The sequence below is a fragment of the Streptomyces sp. WM4235 genome, from assembly GCF_001279725.1.
Classification (GTDB): domain Bacteria; phylum Actinomycetota; class Actinomycetes; order Streptomycetales; family Streptomycetaceae; genus Streptomyces.
In genome coordinates this window covers 13429-34826 of record NZ_LGDE01000433.1, presented here as the reverse complement: position 1 = coordinate 34826, position 21398 = coordinate 13429, and the positions used below count along the sequence as shown (strand labels likewise).

Annotated in this window: 19 protein-coding genes; 11 read left to right on the top strand and 8 right to left on the bottom strand. The window is 73.1% G+C overall.

Features of this window, described 5'->3' with window-relative positions:
- Nucleotides 1-36: 36 nt before the first annotated feature.
- A complete protein-coding gene (locus ADK55_RS27280; protein WP_053682470.1) occupies nt 37-999 on the top strand; it encodes an ABC transporter ATP-binding protein in 963 nt (320 codons plus the stop codon).
- A gap of 5 nt (nt 1000-1004) precedes the next feature.
- Nucleotides 1005-1802, top strand: a complete 798-nt coding sequence (locus ADK55_RS27275) for an ABC transporter permease (RefSeq protein ID WP_053682481.1) — start codon at nt 1005-1007, stop codon at nt 1800-1802.
- Here the strand turns inward: ADK55_RS27275 and ADK55_RS27270 are convergent.
- Nucleotides 1743-3467, bottom strand: coding sequence for a sensor histidine kinase (locus ADK55_RS27270; RefSeq protein WP_063839629.1), 1725 nt, complete (start codon nt 3465-3467; stop codon nt 1743-1745). The two genes, ADK55_RS27275 and ADK55_RS27270, sit on opposite strands and share 60 nt — an antisense overlap.
- A gap of 64 nt (nt 3468-3531) precedes the next feature.
- A complete protein-coding gene (locus ADK55_RS27265; RefSeq protein ID WP_234350269.1) occupies nt 3532-4098 on the bottom strand; it encodes a helix-turn-helix domain-containing protein in 567 nt (188 codons plus the stop codon).
- 143 nt (nt 4099-4241) lie between these two features.
- On the opposite strand from ADK55_RS27265, the gene ADK55_RS27260 reads away from it, so the two are divergent.
- Nucleotides 4242-5369: an aryl-sulfate sulfotransferase gene (locus ADK55_RS27260; protein ID WP_053682468.1), complete on the top strand. Its 1128-nt coding sequence runs from the start codon at nt 4242-4244 to the stop codon at nt 5367-5369.
- Nucleotides 5366-6721, top strand: coding sequence for a uracil-xanthine permease family protein (locus ADK55_RS27255; protein ID WP_234350268.1), 1356 nt, complete (start codon nt 5366-5368; stop codon nt 6719-6721). The genes ADK55_RS27260 and ADK55_RS27255 overlap by 4 nt, the downstream gene beginning before the upstream one ends.
- On the opposite strand, the gene ADK55_RS27250 is transcribed toward ADK55_RS27255, so the two are convergent.
- Complete coding sequence (locus ADK55_RS27250) at nt 6718-6996, bottom strand: hypothetical protein (RefSeq protein ID WP_053682467.1); 279 nt, start codon at nt 6994-6996, stop codon at nt 6718-6720. The two genes, ADK55_RS27255 and ADK55_RS27250, sit on opposite strands and share 4 nt — an antisense overlap.
- 163 nt (nt 6997-7159) lie before the next feature.
- Nucleotides 7160-7870, bottom strand: a complete 711-nt coding sequence (locus ADK55_RS27245; RefSeq protein WP_053682466.1) for a class I SAM-dependent methyltransferase — start codon at nt 7868-7870, stop codon at nt 7160-7162.
- 169 nt (nt 7871-8039) lie between these two features.
- Here ADK55_RS27245 and ADK55_RS27240 point away from each other — a divergent pair, with 169 nt between their 5' ends.
- From ADK55_RS27240 to ADK55_RS27230, 3 genes are all read left to right on the top strand, one after another.
- Entirely contained in the window at nt 8040-8801 is a 762-nt protein-coding gene (locus tag ADK55_RS27240; RefSeq protein ID WP_053682465.1) for an SDR family NAD(P)-dependent oxidoreductase, read from the top strand.
- A gap of 64 nt (nt 8802-8865) precedes the next feature.
- Entirely contained in the window at nt 8866-9600 is a 735-nt protein-coding gene (locus ADK55_RS27235; RefSeq protein ID WP_053682464.1) for a ribonuclease H family protein, read from the top strand.
- A gap of 67 nt (nt 9601-9667) precedes the next feature.
- Nucleotides 9668-10099: a DUF6234 family protein gene (locus ADK55_RS27230; RefSeq protein ID WP_053682463.1), complete on the top strand. Its 432-nt coding sequence runs from the start codon at nt 9668-9670 to the stop codon at nt 10097-10099.
- Between the two features lie 53 nt (nt 10100-10152).
- On the opposite strand, the gene ADK55_RS27225 is transcribed toward ADK55_RS27230, so the two are convergent.
- Nucleotides 10153-11502 (bottom strand): cytochrome P450, encoded by a 1350-nt coding sequence (locus tag ADK55_RS27225; RefSeq protein WP_053682462.1) that lies wholly within the window; start codon nt 11500-11502, stop codon nt 10153-10155.
- Between the two features lie 341 nt (nt 11503-11843).
- On the opposite strand from ADK55_RS27225, the gene ADK55_RS27220 reads away from it, so the two are divergent.
- A complete protein-coding gene (locus ADK55_RS27220; protein WP_053682461.1) occupies nt 11844-13907 on the top strand; it encodes a SpoIIE family protein phosphatase in 2064 nt (687 codons plus the stop codon).
- A gap of 89 nt (nt 13908-13996) precedes the next feature.
- Here ADK55_RS27220 and ADK55_RS27215 read toward each other — a convergent pair whose 3' ends face one another.
- From ADK55_RS27215 to ADK55_RS27205, 3 genes are all read right to left on the bottom strand, one after another.
- On the bottom strand, nt 13997-14692 hold the full coding sequence (locus ADK55_RS27215) for a CE1759 family FMN reductase (protein WP_234350267.1): 696 nt from the start codon (nt 14690-14692) through the stop codon (nt 13997-13999).
- Entirely contained in the window at nt 14689-15774 is a 1086-nt protein-coding gene (locus ADK55_RS27210) for an LLM class flavin-dependent oxidoreductase (protein ID WP_053682460.1), read from the bottom strand. Before ADK55_RS27210 ends, ADK55_RS27215 begins: the two co-directional genes overlap by 4 nt.
- Before the next feature lie 237 nt (nt 15775-16011).
- On the bottom strand, nt 16012-16683 hold the full coding sequence (locus tag ADK55_RS27205; RefSeq protein ID WP_053682459.1) for a TetR/AcrR family transcriptional regulator C-terminal domain-containing protein: 672 nt from the start codon (nt 16681-16683) through the stop codon (nt 16012-16014).
- A gap of 62 nt (nt 16684-16745) precedes the next feature.
- On the opposite strand from ADK55_RS27205, the gene ADK55_RS27200 reads away from it, so the two are divergent.
- The 3 genes from ADK55_RS27200 to ADK55_RS27190 all read left to right on the top strand — a co-directional run bounded on the left by ADK55_RS27200 (nt 16746) and on the right by ADK55_RS27190 (nt 21382).
- Nucleotides 16746-18296, top strand: a complete 1551-nt coding sequence (locus tag ADK55_RS27200) for an FAD-dependent monooxygenase (protein WP_053682458.1) — start codon at nt 16746-16748, stop codon at nt 18294-18296.
- 257 nt (nt 18297-18553) lie between these two features.
- Nucleotides 18554-19204 (top strand): DUF4360 domain-containing protein, encoded by a 651-nt coding sequence (locus ADK55_RS27195; protein WP_053682457.1) that lies wholly within the window; start codon nt 18554-18556, stop codon nt 19202-19204.
- 123 nt (nt 19205-19327) lie between these two features.
- The gene (locus ADK55_RS27190; protein WP_267887364.1) at nt 19328-21382 is read left to right on the top strand and encodes a prolyl oligopeptidase family serine peptidase; all 2055 of its coding nucleotides are present in this window, start codon (nt 19328-19330) and stop codon (nt 21380-21382) included.
- Nucleotides 21383-21398 lie beyond the last annotated feature (16 nt).

Below are 21398 nucleotides of genomic sequence, written 5' to 3'. Positions count from 1 at the left end.
CGGTCGAGGCAGTACGAAACGACACCGGAGGACATCGTGATCACGCTCAGGGGACTGACGAAACGGTACGGCGAGACCCTCGCCGTCGACGGACTGACGCTCGACATCAAGGCCGGTCGGGTGACCGGCTTCCTCGGCCCCAACGGGGCCGGCAAGTCCACCACGATGCGGATGATCCTGGGCCTGGACCACCCGACCGGGGGCGACGCCCTCATCGGCGGCAGACGGTACGCCTCGCTGCGCCACCCGATCCGCGAGGTCGGATCGCTGCTCGACGCCAAGTCCCTGCACCCGGCCAGGTCGGCGCGCGGCCACCTCCTCGCGCAGGCCCGCAGCAACGGCATCCCCGCGAGGCGGGTGGACGAGGTGCTGGAGAGCGTGGGCCTGGCCAAGGCGGCGCGCCGACGGGCCGGTGAATTCTCCCTCGGCATGCACCAACGCCTCGGCATCGCCGGGGCCCTGCTCGGGGACCCCGCGGTGCTCATCTTCGACGAGCCGGTCAACGGTCTGGATCCCGACGGGGTGCGTTGGGTACGCGAACTGGTCCGGGCCCGGGCCGCAGAGGGCCGTACCGTCCTGCTCTCCAGTCACCTGATGAGCGAGATGCAACTGACGGCCGACCAACTCGTCGTCATCGGCAAGGGCCGACTGCTCGCGGACCAGCCCATGGAGCGGTTGTTGGCGAACGCAGCGGAGCCGTCGGTGCGGGTGTACGTCCCGGACCCGGAGGACCGGGAGACGTTGCTGCGGCACGCGGCGGAGCTGCCCGGCGCGCGCGTCGAGCCGGGCGCCGAGGGGAGGGCCGTCATCAGGAACAGCACGGCCGCCGAGGTGGGGGACCTGGCCCACCGGCTGGGGGTACGACTGCACGAACTCCACGCGGAATCGGCCTCATTGGAGGAGGCGTACATGGAACTCACCGCCCGAAGCGTGGAGTACGGCACGAGCGTCGAGTACAGCACGCAGGACCCGCGGTCGACGCGCAAGGCCGGGGTGTGAGCGCCGTGGAGAACACCGTCGACACCCCCTCTCCCCGGCGGCCCGGGACCCGTGTCGGCGCCGGAGGGTTCGTGGGGGCGCTGGCCGCGGAGTGGACCAAGACGTGGTCAGTGCGCTCGCCCTACGTCTGCCTGACGGTGGGCGCGGCAGCCACCGGCGTGTTCACCTACTACTACGGTTCGATCGCCCGCATCAACGACGTGCCGCTCCAGCCCGTCGGCAACGCACCGGTCACCGCACTGCTGCTCGTGCAGTTCGCGATCGTCGTCCTGGCGATGACCGCGGTGACGAGCGAATACGCGACGAACAGCGTGCGTGCCTCACTGCTGTGGGTACCGGTCAGGCACCGCATGCAACTGGCCAAGACGGTCATGGCCGCCGCGGTCGCGGCCGTCGCGGGGATCCTGTACGGGGCGTTGGGCATCGCGGTCGCCTGGGTGCCCTTCCGCGGGCACGCGACGTTCGAACCCGCCAAGGCGGTCGTCCAGGTGCTGGCCATGGCCCTCTACTGCGCGCTCGTCGCCGTGCTCACCGTGGGCGTCGCCTTCGCGGTGCGGGCCTCGGCGGGAGTACTGACGGTCGTGTTCGTCGTCCTCTCGGCGATCCCGAGCGTGCTGACCGGGCTGGGGGGCGAGGTACTGCTGACGATCAACGACTACCTGCCGCAGACCGCCGGCACCCATCTGATGCGCGGCGAGACCGGGGCCCCGTACCCGCCCGCGGCGGCGGCCCTGATCCTGCTGTCATGGGCGCTCGCCGCCCATCTGGCCGGCCGGGCGGTGCTGCGCGGACGCGACGCCTGACCACACGTCCTTGGCGACCAGCCGGGACCCGGACCAGCACAGCCGGTACACGTCCACCTGCTCCAACAGGTTGCCGTTCGAGCGGTAGAACGCGCAGTCCGCGCCCACCGGCGCGGGCTGCGCCCGCATCGGGTCGGACGGGTAGCGGAAGGTCCGCGCCGGCAACACGTCCGCGTGATCCGCACGGGAGGAGCCGAGGGTGAGAGCGGCGAAGTCCGCCGGCCGCAGGACACAGCCCGCCAACTGGACGGCGAGGACGGCGGCGGACAGGGCCATGGTCAGCCCGATGCCGGCGGGGACGCCGAACGCGAGCGCGAACCGCACCCGCGCACTGCGGCGGGCGGCCACGAGGCCCCGCACCGACTCCGACTCCTCTCCGCCGGGCTCCGCGACGGCCGTGCGGCGCTCGGCCCCCACCCGGTCGGGCAGGTCGGCGACCACCTCGAACCCGCCCCGACCCGGGGCCGCCCGCAGCGTTCCCCCGATCATCCGCACCCGTTCGCGGAGCCCGACCAGACCGTGCCGTCCCGCCCCCTCGCGCGTCGGCGCGCGTCCCGGGGGCGCCGAGTTGACCACACGCACCTCGACCCGGCCGCCGGCCCGGGCCACCCGCACGTCCACCGTGCTGCCCGGGGCGTGCCGGATGGCGTTCGTCAACGACTCCCGCACCACCCGGTACACGGTCCGGTCGACGAGCGGTGGCAGCGTGGACACCTCGCCGTCCCGGCGGAGCTCCACGGCGACGCCGGTCGCCCGCACCCGGCCGACCAGCTGCTCCACCGATTCCACCGATTCCACCGAGTTCCCGGAGTCTCCGGAGTCCCCCGATTCCGCCGACTCCGGCGACGTCACCGCCCCCGTCGTCGAAGCGGACCGTTCGGCGTCGGCGCCCTCGCGCAGCACTCCGATCGTGTCCCGGAGGTGTTCGACCGCGTCCGCGACGCTCGCCCGCAGCCGCGCCACGTCCTCCCGGTCCCGGTCGGTCAGCGTCGGGGAGAGCTCCAGGGCGCCCGCACGCAGGGCGATGAGGCTGAGTTCGTGCCCGAGGGAGTCGTGCATGTCGGCCGAGATCCTGGTCCGCTCGCGCAGCCGCGCCCGCTCCGCGACGTCCCGCTGCCCGCTCTCCAGCCGGCGCGCCCGCCGCCAGCCACCCCGTACGAACTCCTGCCGGGCCCGCCAGTACCAGCCGGCCGCCCAGGGCAGCAGCATGGCCCCCGGCAGCAGGGTCACGACGTAGAACCAGTGCACGGCGCCCACCCGCAAGGCCGCGCACAGTCCCAGGTCCAGGGCCATGCAGGCGCCGAACACCAGCAGCGCCGGCCCCGCCCCGGACGATCTGACGCCCAGCAGCCCGGACAGCACGGCCAGCGCGAGCAGGTACGCGTTCGCCGGCGTGCCCGGGTCGAACAGGCCCAGCGCGCAGAGCGCGTTGGCGAGGAACACGGCCGCCCCGGGCCGCCGGCGGCTCACCGCCGACGCGACGGCCAGCACCCCCGAGGACAACAGCAGCACGGGCACCGGAGACCAGACGCCCGCGTCGTCCCGGTACCGCGTGACGGCGGCGCCCGTGAGCACCATCCACAGCAGGACGTCGAGGGCCATCGTGCTCGTCCGCCGCCGGCCCTCGCGCCGGTCCGCCGCGGCGGTCTTCCCACGCCTGATCACGAGCCGAGGCTATCGGCCGGCCCCCTACGACCGGTCCTCGGTACCGAGGACGGTTCGAGACCGGTCAGGCGCGCGGGTCCACGGTCGTCTCGATGTGGTCCGCCACCGCGACGAGCAGGACGCGGGTGCCCTCCTCCAGCGCCCGCCAGCGGTGCCGCACCCCGCCCGTGAGGTAGAGGGTGTCGCCCCGGCCCAGGTGGTGGGTGCGTCCCTCGGCCTCGACCTCGACGGTTCCGTCGGCGACGTACATCAACTCGTCGTTGCGGTGCCGGAACGCGCGGTCCGCGTCGTGGTCCCCGGTGAACTCCAAGGCGTGCATCTGCTGTTGGCCGCGAACCAACGGACGCACCCGCGCCGTCGGATCGAGCCCGGCGTCGGCGTCGGCGCGCACGATGTCCACGCGCCGGGGGCTCGCGGCCGCCGTCAGCAGTTGTACGGCCGTGGTCCCCAGCGCGTCGGCGATGAGTTGCAGCGAACGCATGCTGGGACGGGCCCGGTCGTTCTCGATCTGGCTGAGGAACGGTGAGGACAGCCCGCTGCGGCGCGCCACCTCGGCGAGGGTGAGGTCCAGCGCCCTGCGCCGTCTGCGGATGCCCGCCCCGATCAGGGGGGCGGGCGGTTCGTCCGTCACGTGGTTCCTCGATTCCTCCGCTGTATGGATCATCCTCTCGCAATCGGTCACGGGCTTCGCACTGCCTTCACAGTGCCGCAACACTCCACCACTAGCTTCTAAGTCGATTGATCTCATCAAAGAAACTTTCACAGGAGGATCGCATGTCCCCGATCGACCAGAACCTGCGCCGCCGCCGCGGCACCGGCCTGATCGCCCTCGACCCCTCCGCCTCGGAAGGGGGCTTCACGCTCTTCGCCCCGCTCACCGGGACGGGCGAGGTGTACCTGATCGACCCGCACGGCGAGGTCGCCCACGAGTGGAAGCTCCCCTACCGGCCCGGTCGCCACGCCCGCGTCCTCGCGAACGGGAACCTGGCCTACAGCGGGGTACTGCCCGACCAGAGCGCCCTCTTCCCCATGTGGCACAAGTACCGGGGCGGCGTCATGCTCGAAGCCGCCCCCGACGGCGCGATCCTGCGCGAGCACCGCGACCCGCTCCAGCACCACGACGCCCACCACCTCGGCGAGGGCCGCGTCCTCTACACGGCCCTCGAACCCCTGCGAGGCACCGACGCCGCCGCCGTGCGCGGCGGCGTACCGGGCTCCGAGCCGGACGGCACGGTCTGGGCCGACACGATCAAGGAGGTCGACGCGGACGGCTCCGTCCGCTGGTCCTGGCGCGCGGCCGAGCACCTCGACCGCGAGGAGTACGCGCTGCACCCCGACTACTCGCGCGAACACTGGCCCCTGATCAACAGCGTGATCCCGCTCGCCGACGGCAACGTCCTGGCGAGCCTGCGCAGCGTCTCGGCCGTCGTCGTCATCAGCCGGGAGACCGGCGAGATCCTCTGGCGCACCGAACCGGGAACGGTCTCGCAGCAGCACGCCCCCACCGAACTCGACAACGGCAACATCCTCGTCTTCGACAACGGCGTCTTCCGGCCCGGATCGGACGTCCCCTACTCCCGTGTCATCGAGATCGAACGCTCCTCCGGAAAGATCGTCTGGGAGTACCACGATCCCGCCCGCGAGTCGTTCTTCGCCCCGTTCATGGGCAGCGCCCAGCGCCTCGCCGGGGGCAACACCCTCGTCACGGACTCGCCCGCCGGCCGGCTCTTCGAGGTGACCCCCGAGGGCTACCTGTGCTGGGAGTACGTCAACCCGTACTTCGGCGGCTACCGGGAATCCGAGGTGCGCGGTCTCTTCCCGGCCGAACACAACGCGGTCTTCCGCGCGTACCGGTACACCGCGCGGGAACTGCCCTGGCTGAACGCGGAGGCCGGCTCGTGACCACCGCCGACACCACGTCCGGCCAGGTGCGGCCGGTCGACGAGCGGCTGCCCCTGGCCCGGCTCGCCCCGCTCTCCGCGCAGCACGTGCTGGCCATGGTCGCCGCGCCCGTCTCCACGACGTTCCTCACCGGGCAGGCCCTCGGGCTCGACGCCGACAGTACCGCGCCCCTGCTCAGCGCCACCCTCGTACTGTGCGGCGTCGGCGCGCTGCTCCAGTCGCTCGGCGTCCGCGGCATCGGCGCCCGGCTGCCGTTCGTCATGCTGCCCGGCGGCGCGGCCACCGCGCTCTTCATCCAGATCGCCAAGGACCACGGGCCCGCCACGGCGACCGGATCCGTCCTCCTCGCGGCGGCTCTGCTGTTCGCGGTCCTGCCGTTCTACGCCAGGATCGTCCGCTTCTTCCCGCCGCTGGTCATGGGTACCGCCGTGCTGCTGATCGGCATCGCCATGATCCGGGTCGCCGCCCAACTGATCACCGGTCCGCGCACCGCCGCCGGGTACGCGGCGCCGTCGGCGGTCCTCCTGGCCGCCGTCACCATCGGCGTGACGGTGCTGCTGATGTTCCTGCTGCGCGGGGTCTGGAGGCAGACGGCGGTCCTGCTCGGCATGGGCGCCGGCACCCTGATCGCCGTCACGACCGGGCTGGGCGCCTTCGCGCCCGCCGCCGGCAGCGGACTGGCGCTCCCGCACCTTCTCCCGTACGGAGCACCGCAGTTCAACGTGCTCGCCGCGCTGCCACTGTTGATCTTCAGCCTCACCACGCTCGCGGAGATCACCGGACAGACCGTCCTGAACAGCGAGACCGTGGGCAACGAGTCCGATCCCGGACGCGACGTGCCGCGCGTGGCCAGGGCCGACGCGCTGGTCTCCGTACTCGGCGGGCTCTTCGGCACCTCGCTGATGGTGACCAGCGCCGAGAACATCGGGATCGGCCGGATCACCGGGGTGCGCAGCCGCCACGTCACGGCGGGAGCCGGCGTACTGCTCGTGGTCGTGGGACTGCTCGCTCCCCTCACCCGACTGCTGGCCGGCATCCCGGCCCCGGTCGTCGGAGGGTCCGCGCTCGTGATCTACGGGATCATCGCCGTGATGGGCGTCGACATGCTGACGCGCGCGAACCCGGGGGAGAAGACCCACTCCACGGTGATCGCGCTCGCCCTCACCGTCGGACTGCTCCCGGTCGTCGCCCCCGACGTCTACCAGGGGTTCCCCGGCTGGGCCCGGACGATCCTCGGCAGTGCGGTGGTGGCGGGCACCCTCACCGCCGTACTGCTGCACGCGCTGTTCCGGCGTCGCGTCCGCGAGACGGACGCGACGCCGGAACGGTCGACCGAGGTCCGGTCCGACTAGAAGGTGTCGGCCCAGTTCGACGCGTCCAGCAGCGACATGGCGGACGCGGCGCCGGCGGCGGCGGCCGGCGGGGCGGTGCCGTCGTTGGAGCCGACGGTGTTGTCGTGACCCGCGTTGAAGTTGTCGTCCTGCGCGTACTGCACGTTGGTGCTGCCGATGATGTAGACGTTGTGGACGTCGCCGTCGCCGGTCGCGGCCAGGGCCGGGGAGGCCACGGCGGACAGCGCGCCGGCGGCGGCCAGCACGGTCAGGGCGGCAAAGGTACGGCTGCGCATCGTTCGCTTCACAACATCGCCTTTCGCAAGGGGGGACTGGGGTCAGGTCGAACGTAAACCCAGTCGAATGCGGGCAATTCGCGACACACGGGACTCCTCGGTCGATGGCACCGTTCGGCGGCGGATGAGGAGCCCGTGGTCACAAGAGCGGTTCAGCCGATCGTCATACCGGGCGATCTGCCGGGCGATCGGTCGGGGAGGCCGTGGAGGGCGCCGATGCGGGGCGACGGGCACGGCAGAAGAAGTGCTCCTCCGGGTCGACACGCGCCCCGGCGGCGCCGCGGGAATCGGCGGTCCCGGCATCCGGTGTGAACACCGCCGTGTGGTGGCCGAGCACCTCCAGCCCGGCGCTCTCCACCCGGCTCAGGTACTCGGTCGCGGACAGGCTGCTGACCGTGACCTCGTGCCCCATCCAGACGATGTCGAGATCGCGGATGTCCCCCGGCACGGTCGCCATGACGAAGTACCCGCCGGGCGCCACCCACGACAGCATCCGCTCCAACGACGCCACCACCTCCCGCCGGTCCATCACCAGCAGCGGGAAGAACGCGCACACCGCGTCGAAGCCGCCCTCGGGCGCCGTGTACGTCCGCACGTCCGCCTGCTCGAACCGGGCCGACGGCACCCGGGCCCGCGCCAGACCGACCATTTCCGCCGACACGTCGATGCCGGTCACCGCGCAGCCCGCTCGCGCCAGCGCCTCGGCGGTCGGGCGACCGGTGCCGCTGCCCACGTCCAACACGCGTGCGCCCGGGGACAGTCGGGAGGCGAGCCACTCCAGCGCCGCGAGCTGGCCGGGCACCCGCCCGAACGCCTCCTCGTAGCGCGCGCCCACCTCGTCGAATACCTCCGCCGCGGTCTTGCGATCACTCATCGAAGCCCCTCACTCCCGGGTCGACCGGATCCGTGTGGTGTGGGCGTCCCCGGTCGACCCGGGACGCCGTGGGGTTCGTGCCCCGGGCCGGGACGGGAAAACCGCCGGTTGACATCGGGGGAGCCCCGGTTCAAAGTCATGATCGACAACAGCTCGGAGGGAGCGCGTGATGGACACGGCGAGTCGAGGCGTACTGGTCACCGGCGCCTCCAGGGGCATCGGCCGCGCCATCGCCACCGCGTTCGCCGAGCGCGGCGACCGCGTCGCGGTGCACTGCTCCACCAGGCAGTCCGAGGCGCGTGAGGTCCTCGGGACACTGCCCGGAGACGGCCACGTACTGGTGTCCGGCGATCTCACCGATCCCGTACGCGTCGAGGGAATCGTCTCGGAGGCCGTCGAGGCGCTCGGGGCGGTGGACGTCCTGGTGAACAACGCCGCCGTGATGATCCCCCACCCCCTGGCCACCACCCCGTACGCGCAGTGGCAGGAGGCCTGGCGGCGGACGGCCGCCGTCAACCTGTTCGGCGCCGCCGACATCAGCTACTGCGTCGCCCGCCGGATGATCGACGAGGGTCGCGGGGGCCGCATCGTGAACGTCGGCTCGCGCGGCGCCTTCCGGGGCGAACCCGACCACCCCGCCTACGCGGCGACCAAAGCGGCTCTGCACGCCCTCGGCCAGTCCCTGGCCGTCTCCCTCGCACCCCACGGCATCGCCGTCGCCTCCGTGGCGCCCGGCTTCGTCGCCACCGAACGGGTCGCCGACCGGCTGAACTCCCCGGAAGGCGAACGGATCGCCGCGCAGAGCCCGTTCGGCCGCGTCGCCGAACCGCGCGAGATCGCCTCGGCCGTCCTCTACCTCGCCTCGCCCGAGGCGACCTGGTCCTCCGGCACGATCCTGGACGTCAACGGGGCCTCGTACCTCCGTACGTGACGCACGGCGTCCGGCGTCCCGCCCGCGGGTCGAGGACGGGTCCCCGGTGGGGCATGATCGGGGGATGTCTGATCGCATCATTGCCGCCTGCGACGGGGCGGCCAAGGGGAATCCCGGGCCCGCCGCATGGGCCTGGGTCATCGCCGACGCCGAGGGGCGCCCCGAGCGCTGGGAGTCCGGTCCACTGGGCCGGGCCACGAACAACGTGGGCGAACTCACCGCCCTTCAGCGCCTGTTGGAGGCCGTCGCCCCCGGCGCGGTCGTCGAGGTGCGCATGGACTCGCAGTACGCGATGAAGGCCGTGACCCAATGGCTCCCCGCGTGGAAGCGCAACGGTTGGAAGACCGCGGCGGGCAAGCCCGTGGCCAACAGGGAACTCGTCGAGAGCATCGACGCGCTGCTGGCGGACCGGGACGTGGAGTTCCGTTACGTGCCCGCCCACCGTGAGGACGGCGACCACCTGAACGCCATCGCCGACCAGGCGGCCAGTGACGCGGCCGTCAGCCAGCAGGCCGCGGGCACCGCCCTGGGCGACGCGTCCATGCCGGTTCCCGCGCCCGTGCGCAGCGCGCCGGCCCGGAGCTCGGCCGCGCGCTCCACCGCGAGCCGCGCCTCCGCGCCCCGGGGTGCGGCCGGCGGAAAGGCGGCGCCCCGGGGCGGCCGATCCATCAAGGCCAAGTTCCCCGGCACCTGCCCCTGCGGCAAGCCGTACGCGGCCGGCGAGATGATCGCGAAGCTCGGGACGCGCTGGGGACACCCGGACTGCGCGAGCCCGGTTCCGGAGCCCGCCGGCGCGTGAGCGTTCGGCCGTGTGCATGAGTACGCGTACTCATGCACACGCCGACGCGCGTGGCGAGAGTGGGGGCATGACGACATCGACGGAACCCGCCCCCGACCGCACGGACGTGGGGCGGCCGGGGTCCGGGTGCGCGGCCTTCGGCCTCGTCCTCCTGGAACTCCTGGCCCTGTGCGGGGTGGCGCTCGTCTGGCTCGGGGAGTCCTTCCGGCTGGACACGTCGCGGGACGAGCCGGACGTACGCCTCGACGGATACCTCGGCGCGCTCGCCGTGGTGTTCCTCGTCGCCCTGGTCGTCGCGCTCGTGGCGGGATGGCGCGGGGCGCGGGCGGTGGTGTGGAGCCAACTCGTCATGATGACCCTGTTGCTCGCCGTGATCGTCGCGGGAGGCGCGGCCCAGCGGCACGAGGACGAGCGTGACCACCCGGCCCCGGGGTTCACCGGCATGGTCGGCTGCCGCAGCGGCGGGGACGACAGCGAGTGCGCGCACACCGGCCGATGACGCTCGCGGAGTCGAACTCGCGGAGTCGAACTCTCGGAGTCGAAGGAGACCGCCTACGCGGCTTCGGCGGCGGCGGTGAGCACGGCCGGCGTCGGCCCGTCCGGGCGGACCGTGACGCTGTACGCGGCCCGCTTCGGAGCGGAGCGGAAGGTCACGGTGTGGCCGGGCAGCAGGTGTTCGAGCAGGACCGTGGACTCCAGGAGGGCGAACTGCAGCCCCAGGCAGGCCCGCGGCCCGAGGCCGAACGGCAGGTAGGAGCCCGGATGGGTGGGTCGCCCGCCCGGGTCCGTGAACCGGCGCGGGTCGAAACGCTCGGGGTCCGGCCACAGGGTGGCGTCGCGGTGCGCGAGGTAGGGGCAGACCAGCACGTCGGTCCCCGCTTCGATGGCGTACCCGGCCGGCGTGTCGTGCGCGATGCTGCGGCGGGGCAGGATCCAGGCGGACGGGTAGAGCCGGAGGGTCTCGCTGACCAGCGCCCTGATGGCCTCGCGTCGTTCCGGGGACCCTTCCTCGCCGGCGGCCAGGACCCGTTCACGGGCCTCGGGGTGGCGGTCGAGGAGCAGGTGGAGCCAGGTCAACGTGGTCGCGGTGGTCTCGTGTCCGGCGACCAGCAGCGTCACCAGTTCGTCGTGGACGAGCCGGTCGGTGTGCCCGGAGTGTTCGGCGGACGCCTTGGACGCGTCGAACAGGACGTGGAGCAGCCCGGGCCCGGTCGGGCCGGCGACTCGGCCCCGGGCCGCCTCGACGGCGTGCCGGACGACGAGGTCGATCCTGGCGAGGTCGGCCGCGACCGCCTCCCGCGCGTCGAGCGCCTCGGCGGGCAGGGCCGGCAGGGCGGTCACGACCGTTGCGACGCGGGTCAGTTCGCGCTCGGTGTCCTCGTCGAGGGGGTGGCCGGTGAGGGAACGCCAGGTGGTGTCCAGCGCGAACCGGCGCATCTCCTCGCCGACGTCGAGCGTGTGCCCGCTGTGACCGTACTCGGCCCAGCGCCGGGCGGCCGTCCGGGCGGCCTCGACGATCCGCTGTTCGTGGCGGCGCATCCCCGCACCGGTGAACTGGGACTGGAGCACGCGCCGTTGCCGCTTCCACGCCTCACCGGTGGCCGAGAGCGCGCCGTCCCCGATCAACAGCCGGGCGCGGTGCGAACGCTTGACGTACCGGTCCGCGTGCTGGACGAGCACGTGCTGGACCGCCCGGGCCTCCGTCACCAGGACCGTGGGCCTCGATCCGAGACGGACGGTCACCACACCGCCGAGCAGCTCGCGCGCCACGGCCAGCAACTCGATCAGCTCGCCCCCCTCGCGGCGCCACCGGTCCACATGGGCGGGGTCCAACTCGGGAGGCGGCCGGCGGGCCCGGGGGACACGCGGCGGGCGGGCGGCGGGGTGGGTTCCGGTGGCCACTGGTCTTCTCCTGTTCGACCGCTGGAATCGGTCCTCTAGGAAGCGCGGGCGTCACGGACCGTACGCGTGTCCGCGAGTGCGGTGACATGGACCCGGTGTGTCGGGGCCTGGACGCCCCGTACGACGCTCCGAGCGGCCGGCTGCGCCGTGCCCGCTCGCCGGGAAACCTGCCGGTCGACTCCTCATCGTGATCGCCCGAGTGCGTTCCGTGGGATTCGGCGTCACCGTCCGGATTCCGCGGTGGGACGAAATGTACCCCTCTTCGATCGCGGGCAGAATTGGAGGACCGGCCCGTGATCGATGCGCGGGCGCCGGACAGCCACCCGTGAGGGGATCTGCCGATGCCGACGGACCCGCCTGGGGGAGATGGGGGCGAGCGGGGTCCCGAGCCGCTCCGATCCGAGCCGGGATCGCTCCTGGAGCACGTCTCGGTCGCGGTCTTCGGCATCGACGACGAGGGCCTGATCCGGTACTGGGGCCCCGGCGCCCGGAACCTGTTCGGCCACGAGGCCGCGGAGGTGCTCACCGGGCCCGCGGCCGCCCTCTTCCCGGAGTCGGAGCCGGGCGCGGCCGCGCGCCTCGTCGAGCGGGCCCGGACCCTCGGATACTGGCGCGTACGGCTGCCCGTCCGCCACCGGGACGGCACCGTCTTCGACTGCGGCTTCCGGGTCTTCCCCGTGGCCGGCGCCGAGGACGACTCCGTGATCATGGGCCTCGCGAGCAGGAGCGACGAACTCGACCGGGTGAAGACCAACCTGTCCTTCCTCGACGCGCTCTTCGAGACCTGCCCGATCGGCCTGGTCATGCTCGACGAGGAGCTGCGCTACGTCCACCTCAACCAGGCACTGGCCGACATGGACGGCATCCCCGTCGCCGAGCACCTGGGGCGGCACATGGCCGACGTCATGATCACCTCGGACGACGGCGAGTACCGGCGGATGCTGCGCGGGGTCGCCCGGGACGGTCGCCCGGTGGTCGGCACGCTGGTGGGACTGCGCACCAGCGGACACCCCGACCGCGACCAGGTGCGTTCGGTGAGCTTCTTCCCGCTGAGCGGCGCCGGGGACACCCGGCGCGGGGTGGGAGGGCTGCTCATCGACGTCACGGACCGGGAGCGGGCCATCCTGGAGGCGACGTCGGCCCGCCGCAGGCTGGCGCTGTTGGACCGGGCGGCGGGACACATCGGCACCACCCTGGACGTCGAGGTCACCGCGCGGGAACTGGTCGAGGTCGTGGTGCCGGACTTCTGCGACGGATCCGTCGTGGAACTCGTGGAGTGGATGGACGAGAACGAGGATTTCGATCCGGAGCTTCCGCTGTTCACCCGCAGGATCGCCTCGGGCACCGTCCTGGACGCGCCCGCCGTCGAGCTGGTGAGCGGCCTGCGCGAGGTGACCTACCCGCCGGGCTCCGGCATCCACCAGATGTTGAGCTCGGGCCGGCCGATCTGCGTCCGGGTGGACGAGGACTTCGTCTCGCGGACCGTCGTGCACCGACAGCGGGGCCGGCTGCTCATGGAAAGCGGCCTGGTCCGCATCCTCATCGCCCCGCTCATCGCACGCGGCACGGTGCAGGGCCTCGCCATGTTCGGGCGCTCGGCGGCCCGCCCCGACTTCGCCGAACAGGACCTCGGGCTCGCCGGGGAACTGGCCTCGCGCGCCGCCCTCTGCCTGGACAACGCCCGCCTCTACAGCCGGGTCCAGGACATCGCCCTCACCCTCCAACGCTCCCTGCTGCCCACCGCCCCGGCGGCCGGACCCCACGTCGACATCGCCCACCGCTACCTGCCCGGCGGCCGGGGCACCGAGGTCGGCGGCGACTGGTACGACGCCGGAACCCTGCCCGACGACCGGGTGGCCCTCGTCGTCGGCGACGTGATGGGTCACGGGGTGCCCGCCGCGGCGGCCATGGGCCGGTTGCGGATCACCGCGAAGGCCCTCTCCCGGCACACCCGCGACCCCCGGGCACTGCTGGAGGAACTCGACGCCTGCGCCCAGGACGTCGGCATCGAATGGGCGACCTGCGCGTACCTCCTGTACGACGCCCGCACGGGGCGCGCCGTGATCGCGAACGCGGGCCACCCGCCGCCCCTGGTACGGCACCCCGACGGGACGATCGAGACCCTCGCGGAGGGCCTGGGGGTGCCGCTCGGGGTGGGCGGCGTACCGTTCGCGTCGATCGAGGTCGAACTCCCCGAGGGCGCCACGGTGGCCCTCTACACCGACGGGCTGATCGAGGCCCGCGGCCGGGACATCGACACGGGCCTCGACGCGCTCCGCGAGGAACTGCGCGGCCCCATGGGGTCGCTGGAGGAGGCGGCCGACCGGATCCTGTCGAACCTGCTGCCCGACACCGCGACCGACGACACGGTCCTCGTCCTGGCCCGGGTGCGCCGCGCCCGGTGACGTGCCCGTGTCGGGCGTCGTGCCGAGCCCCGTGTCCGGTTCCGTGTCGGGCCGATCGCGGGCCCGGCGGCGGGCTCGGCCGCCGCCGGTCAGCGCCGCGCGGGGCGGGCCCGTACGGCCTCCAGGTGTCGTTCGAAGGACACGACCTCCTCGTCGCCGTCCGGCGCGGGGGAGGCGGGCCCGCCGGCCAGTGGCGTGCCGGGGGCGAGCAGGGCCGCCAACTCGGCCGCCGACCGGCCGATCCGGCGGGGCAGCTCCTCCGTGTAGGGGTCGCCGGAGTTCCCCCAGTCGGAGGTGGCCGCGTAGACGCCGGTGGGCACCACCACGGCGCGGAGGTAGGCGAACATCGGACGCAGGGCGTGTTCGAGCACCAGCGAGTGCCGGCTGGTTCCGCCGGTCGCCGCGATCAGCACGGGGCGGCCGGTGAGGGCCGTGTTCTCGACGAGGTCGAAGAAGGATTTGAACAGGCCCGAGTAGGAGGCGGTGAACACGGGCGTGACGACGATGAGCGCCTCGCAGCCCTCCACCGCGCCCAGCGCGGTCGCGAGGGCGGGCGGCGGATAACCGGTCACGAGATGGGCGGCGATGTCACGCGCGAGCGGGCGCAGTTCGACGAACTCGATCGCACAGCTCACCCCCAGTACGTCCAACGCCGCCCGGGTGGCGGCGGCGAGCCGGTCGGCGAGCAGCCGGGTGGACGACGGGTCGCTCAGACCGGCCGCGACCACCGTGATCCTCCTCGGTGTGCCGTCACCCGCGAGCACGGCGGCGGGGCTCTCGTTCACGGAGCGACCCCGTCGCGCGCCGCCAGCCGGCCCGCGTGGGTGGGAGCCGCGGCCGTGCCCGCGGGGCGCGCCGCGGCGAACTCCCGCCGCAGCACGGGCACGACCTCCTCGCCCAGCAGGTCGAGCTGTTCGAGGACGGTCTTCAGCGGCAGCCCGGCATGGTCCATCAGGAACAACTGCCGCTGGTAGTCGCCGAAGTGCTCCCGGAACTCCAAGGTGCGCTCGATCACCTGCGCGGGACTGCCGACCGTCAGTGGAGTCTGTTCGGTGAACTCCTCCAGTGAGGGACCGTGCCCGTACACCGGGGCGTTGTCGAAGTAGGGCCGGAACTCCCGCACCGCGTCCTGCGAGTTCTTCCGCATGAACGCCTGCCCGCCGAGGCCGACGATCGCCTGCTCCTCGGTGCCGTGGCCGTGGAAGGCGAACCGGCGCCGGTAGAGGCGGATCAGCCGCTGGTAGTGCTCCTTGGGCCAGAAGATGTTGTTGGCGAAGAAGCCGTCACCGTAGTAGGCGGCCTGCTCCGCCACCTCGGGGCTGCGGATGGAGCCGTGCCACACGAAGGGCGCCAGCCCGTCGAGCGGGCGGGGGGTGGAGGTGAACGCCTGGAGCGGGGTGCGGAAGCGTCCCTCCCAGTCGACCACGTCCTCCTCCCACAGGCGGCGGAGCAGCGCGTAGTTCTCCACGGCCAGCGGAATCCCGTCCTGGATGTCCTTGCCGAACCACGGGTACACGGGACCGGTGTTGCCCCGTCCGAGCACCAGGTCGACCCGGCCGTCGGCCAGGTGTTGGAGCATCGCGTAGTCCTCCGCGATCTTCACCGGGTCGTTGGTGGTGATGAGCGTGGTCGCGGTGGAGAGCAGCAGCCGTTCGGTGCGCGCCGCGATGTAGCCCAGCACGGTCGTGGGGGAGGACGGGACGAACGGCGGGTTGTGATGCTCGCCCATGGCGAAGACGTCCAACCCGACCTCCTCCGCCTTGAGGGCGATGGCGGTGATCGCCTTGATGCGCTCCCCCTCGCCCGGGGTGTGGCCCGTCGTCGGGTCGGTGGTCACGTCACCCACGGTGAAGATGCCGAACTGCATGCGGCCCGCTCTCTCTCGGACCGGCCGCGCACCGCGCCGCCGGCCGTCGTCCTTGTCGGCAAGGAGCGTACGAAGCGGGAGCCGCCCCGACGTGCCCGAGCGCGCACGCGGAGCTGACCCACCGTGCGCGGTCGACACCGACCCACCGTGCGCGGTCGATCGGAGCGGCCTCCGCTTGAGGTTCCGCTTGCGACCGCCCTTCCGGCCGGCCGGGCCTGCGCCGGAAGGTGCGGGCGGTCAGCCCGTGTGCGGGCCCCGCGCCGACAGTCCGGTGATCAGCAGGTCCAGGCCGAACTCGAAGCGGGCGGTGAAGTCGGCACTGGTGACCACCGGCAGCGCGCGGGCCAGGTGCGGGTAGGCCTCGCCCGTCGCCGCCTCGCGCAGGCGCGCCGGATCGGCCGGACCGTCAGGGGAGACGGCCGCCTGCTCCTCCAGGGTGTGGCCCAGGGTGAAGTCGGCCACGGCCAACAGGGCCCGCGCCGCGTCCTCCTCGCCGAAACCGGCCCCGATCAGCACCGAGACCACCGAGTCCGCGAACCCGAGCGTGTTCGGGCCGGTCGGATGCGTGCCGGCGTAGACCCGCGCCCCGTCCCGCCGCGCCAGCAGCGCCGCGCGCAGTGCCCGGGCGCGACCGGCCAGCGCCGTCCGCCACGTGCCGTCCCCGGGTGCGGCCCCGGCCGCCGCCGGGGCCACCATCCGCTCGGCCATCTCCGTGAGCAGGTCGTCCTTCGTGGCGAAGTGCCGGTACAGCGCGCCGGCCCGGGCGCCGACGGCGTCGGCGAGTCGCCGCATGGTCAGCGCCTCCAGGCCGTGTTCGTCCAGCAGGTCCAGTGCCGTCTCGACGGTCCGTGTCCGGTCGAGGCGGGCGGGGCGACCTCGCCCGGGGGCGGAGGTTGACGGGGAGCTCATGCGCCTCACTATAGTGAACATCGTTCACGTGAACGCTGTTCACTTATTAAGGAGTGCCTCTCATGGACACCGATGTGATCATCGTGGGCGCCGGCCCCACCGGGCTGATGCTGGCCTGCGAACTCGCCCTGGCCGGTGTACGGACCCGGATCATCGAGCGCCGCACCGCCCCCCACCCGCACTCCCGCGCCCTGACCCTCCACCCGCGCAGCGTCGAGATCCTCGACCTGCGCGGCCTCGCCCCCCGCTTCCTCGCCCACGGCCGACCCGTCCCCGGCTGGCACTACGCGGCCCTGCCCACCCCGCTCGACTTCGCCGCCCTCGACACCCGCCACGGATACACCCTGGCCATCCCACAGACCCGCACCGAAGCACTCCTGGAGGAGCGCGCCCGGGAACTCGGTGTCCGGATCAGCCGCGGCCTTCGACTCACCGCGCTGACCCAGGACGCCGACGGGGTCACCTGCTCCGTCCGGACCGGCGGCGGGGGTTCCGGCGACGGGGTTCGCGGTGACGAAGGCGACGGCGAGGGGGATCGCGCGCCGCTGCGCGCCCGGTACGTCGTGGGCTGCGACGGTGGCCGCAGCCCCGTCCGCGAGGCGGCGGGCATCGCCTTCCCCGGCAGCGACGAGACCCTGACCGGTGTGCTCGGCGACTTCGCCGGCCTCGACGCCGACCCGGACGCGCTGCGCCGGCTCCGGGCCGCCGGAGGCCTGGCCGTCCCGCTGGAGGGCGGACTCACCCGCATCGTCCTGATCGACCCCGAACGCATGCGCACACCCTCCGCGGAGCCCGTCACGACGGACGAGTTCCGCGCCTGCCTGAACCGGCTCTGCGGATCCGACCTCGGCATCGGCGACCCGCACTGGTCGTCCCGCTTCGGCAACGCGACCCGACTCGCCGAGCGCTACCGCGCCGGCCGGGTCCTGATCGCGGGCGACGCCGCGCACATCCACTTCCCCGCCGGTGGCCAAGGCCTCAACACCGGCCTCCAGGACGCGTTCAACCTCGGCTGGAAGCTCGCCGCCGACATCCGGGGCTGGGCCCCGCCCGGACTCCTCGACAGCTACGACGCCGAGCGCCGCCCCGTCGGCCGCGCCGTCACCGACAACACCGCCGTACAGACCCTGCTGGCCGAACTGACCCTGGTACCGCCTTACGCCGGCCCGGCCGTCGCCCTGCGCGCGCTCCTCGACGAACTCCTCGGCCTGCCGGAGGTGAACCGCCTGCTCGCCGGCCGGGTCTCGGCCCTCGCCACCCACTACCCCCTCGAAGGCGACGCGCCCGCGGGACGGCCCCTGCCCGACATCGCCCTCACCGTCGCCGGTTCGTCCGCGCGGCGGGCCCACGAGCTGTTCCACGAGGGCCACTTCGTCCTGCTCGACCTCACCGGCCGCCCGTCAGGGGGCGGCCCCGACGAGCCCGCCCACCCCCGCCTCACCCACGCGACCGTCACCACGCACGACCCGCACGAGGACCTCGACGGCGTGACCGAACTCCTCGTCCGGCCCGACGGACACATCGCCTGGGCCACGCGTACCGCGGACCCGCGCCCGCGCGCCGCCGAACGGGCCGCCGCCCTCGCGGCGGCGATCGACACCGGCCGCGGGTGAGCCGCCGGTCGCGCGTGACCCGTAGGCCGATGTCGACGCCGTGTGTTCGGCCGGTTACCGCCTTATTCCGCGGGGAGCGCGGTCTCTAGCATCCAGAGCGTTCCGGTACTCGTTCCGCGACGCGGCCGGACGGTCGAGGTTTCCACACGCCGCGGCCCCACCCGACGATTCCCGCTGTCCGGGTCGACGGAACGGGGCCGCGCGCTCGGCCGGACCCCCCACCTCAGGCAAGGCCACCGACAACCGATCGGAGCATCATGCCCGGTGCCTTACTCGCCGGCGGCGCGACCGCCGTGTTCCTCGCCGGCACGTTCCTCGCCCCGCAGGCCCCGGCCGGCATCACCGTGCCGCCCGACAAGATCGTCATCGAGCTCGCGACCGTCAACGGGTCCGGTTGTCCGCTGGGCACGGCGGCCGTCGCCGTGTCGGCGGACAACACGGCCTTCACCGTCACCTACAGCCAGTACCTGGCGCAGGTCGGCATCGGCTCCCAGCCGACGGACTTCCGGAAGAACTGCCAGCTCAACCTGATCGTGCACGTCCCACAAGGCTTCACCTACGCCGTCGCGAGCGCCGACTACCGCGGTTACGCCCACCTGGAGAGGGGGGCCAACGCGACCCAGAAGGCCTCGTACTACTTCCAGGGCTCGCCCGAGACGGCCACCGGGACCCACCGCTTCAACGGCCCGCTCGACAACAACTGGCAGGCCACCGACACCACCGACTGGGCCCAGTTGGTCTGGGCGCCCTGCGGCGCGCAGCGCAACTTCAACATCAACACCGAGCTGCGCGTCAACGCCGGCACCTCCGACCCGAGGAACACGAACAGCTTCATCGCCATGGACTCCACCGACGGTGCCATCCAGACCGTCTACCACCTTGCCTGGAAGACCTGCCCCGGACGCTGACCCCGAGCGCCGACCCCGGTCGGCGTTCCCCGGGTGCGGGCCCGGCCCCATCGCCGTGCCCGCACCACCGGCCCGACAGGCCCGTCGCCGTCCGGCGGGGGCGGTCTGCCGGACACCGGTGCGGTGACGGCGCCGGCCGACCGGCGGACAGGCGGCGCCGGACATCGGCACAATCGGGGGGTGAACGAAGAAGACCCGTACATGTGGCTGGAAGACGTGAGCGGCCCCCGCGCCCTGGCCTGGGCGGCCGAACGGACCGCGGAGACGACGGAGCTACTGGCCCGCGGCCCCGAGTTCGGGGCCCTGGCGGCCGAGCTGCGCGAGGTCCTGGACGACGAGCGGCGGATCCCCTACGTCTGCCGCGGCGGCCGGTACCTGTACAACTTCTGGCAGGACGCCGCACACGTCCGGGGCGTCTGGCGGCGCACCACGCCGGAGGAGTACGCCCAGGACCTCCCGGACTGGGAAACGGTGCTGGACGTCGACGCCCTCGCCGCCGAGGAGGGCGAGGACTGGACGTGGTCGGGCGCCGAGGTGCTCCACCCCGGCCACCGGCACGCGCTCGTGCTCCTCTCCCGGGCGGGCACCGACGCCGTGGTGGTGCGCGAGTTCGACCTGGAAACCCTGGCGTTCGTCACCGGCGGGTTCGAGGTGCCCGAGGGCAAGACCAGGATCGACTGGATCACCGTGGACGAGGTCTACGTCGGCGCCGACCTCGGCCCGGGCTCGCTCACCGCGTCCGGCTACCCCGCCACCGTGCGCAGGTGGCGCCGCGGCACGCCCCTGGAGGAGGCCCCCCTCGTCTTCGAGGTGGCGAAGGACGATCTGGCCGCGGCCGGCTGGTTCGATCCGACCGAGGGATTCGAGCGCCACTTCCTGTCCCGGCAGAAGGACTTCTGGAACCAAAGCCTGTTCCTCCTCGACGAGAACGGCCTACGGGTCGAGATCGACGTACCGGGCGACGCGACCGCGTACGCCCACCGATCCTGGCTGGTGGTCGCCCCGAAGTCCCCCTGGCTCGGCCGGCCGGCGGGCTCCCTGCTGGCCTTCGACTTCGACGCGTTCCTCGCCGGGAACCGCGAGGCGGCCGTGCTGTTCGAACCGGACGAGCACACCGCCCTCGCCGGCCACTCCTGGACCCGCAACCACCTGATCCTGCAGACGCTGAGCGACGTCTCCACCCGCATGGAGGTGCTGACGCCCACGCCCGAGGGCTGGCGCCGGGAACCGCTCGCCGACGTACCGCCGCTCGCCGCGGCCTCGATCACGGGAACCGACCCGCACGAGAGCGACGAGTACTTCCTCCACGTCGCGGGACACCTGCGGCCCGCCGCCCTCCACCGCGGCGACATCGGCGGCGACAGCACGGTCGTCAAACGGGCGCCCGCCCTCTTCGACACCACCGGGCTGACGGTCCGGCAGTACTTCGCGACGTCCGAGGACGGCACCCGCGTGCCCTACTTCGTCGTCGGACCCGATGCCGGTCCCGGGCCGACCCTGCTCTACGGCTACGGCGGGTTCGAGGTGTCCCTGACCCCGGGGTACGACGCCGTCACCGGGCGGGCCTGGCTCGCCCGCGGCGGTACCTACGTCATCGCGGGCATCCGGGGCGGCGGCGAGTACGGGCCCCGGTGGCACCGGGCCGCGCTCAAGGCCGAGCGGCCGAGGGCGTTCGAGGACTTCGCCGCCGTCGCCGGGGACCTCGTCGCCCGCGGGATCACCACCCCCGACCGGTTGGGCATCGAGGGGCGCAGCAACGGCGGCCTGCTCATGGGCGCCATGACGGTCCGCTACCCCGAGCTCTTCGGCGCCGTCGTCATCGGCTTCCCGATCCTCGACCTCCTGCGCTTCCACCGGCTCCTCGCGGGCGCGTCCTGGACCGCCGAGTACGGAGACCCCGACCGGGCCGAGGACCGTCCCCACCTGGAGGCCCTCTCCCCGTACCACGCCTTCCGATCGGACCGGCCCTACCCGCCGATCCTGCTCCTCACCGCGACCAGCGACGACCGGGTCCACCCCGGGCACGCGCGCAAGGCGGCCGCCCGGCTGCGCGAGCTGGGCCACGTCGTCCACTTCCACGAGACGGCCGGCGGCGGGCACGCGGGCGCCACCGACAACGCCCAGGCCGCCGTGAACGAGGCGCTCACCCACACCTTCCTCTGGAACCGCCTGGGGTGAGCGCACCGAGCGGGCC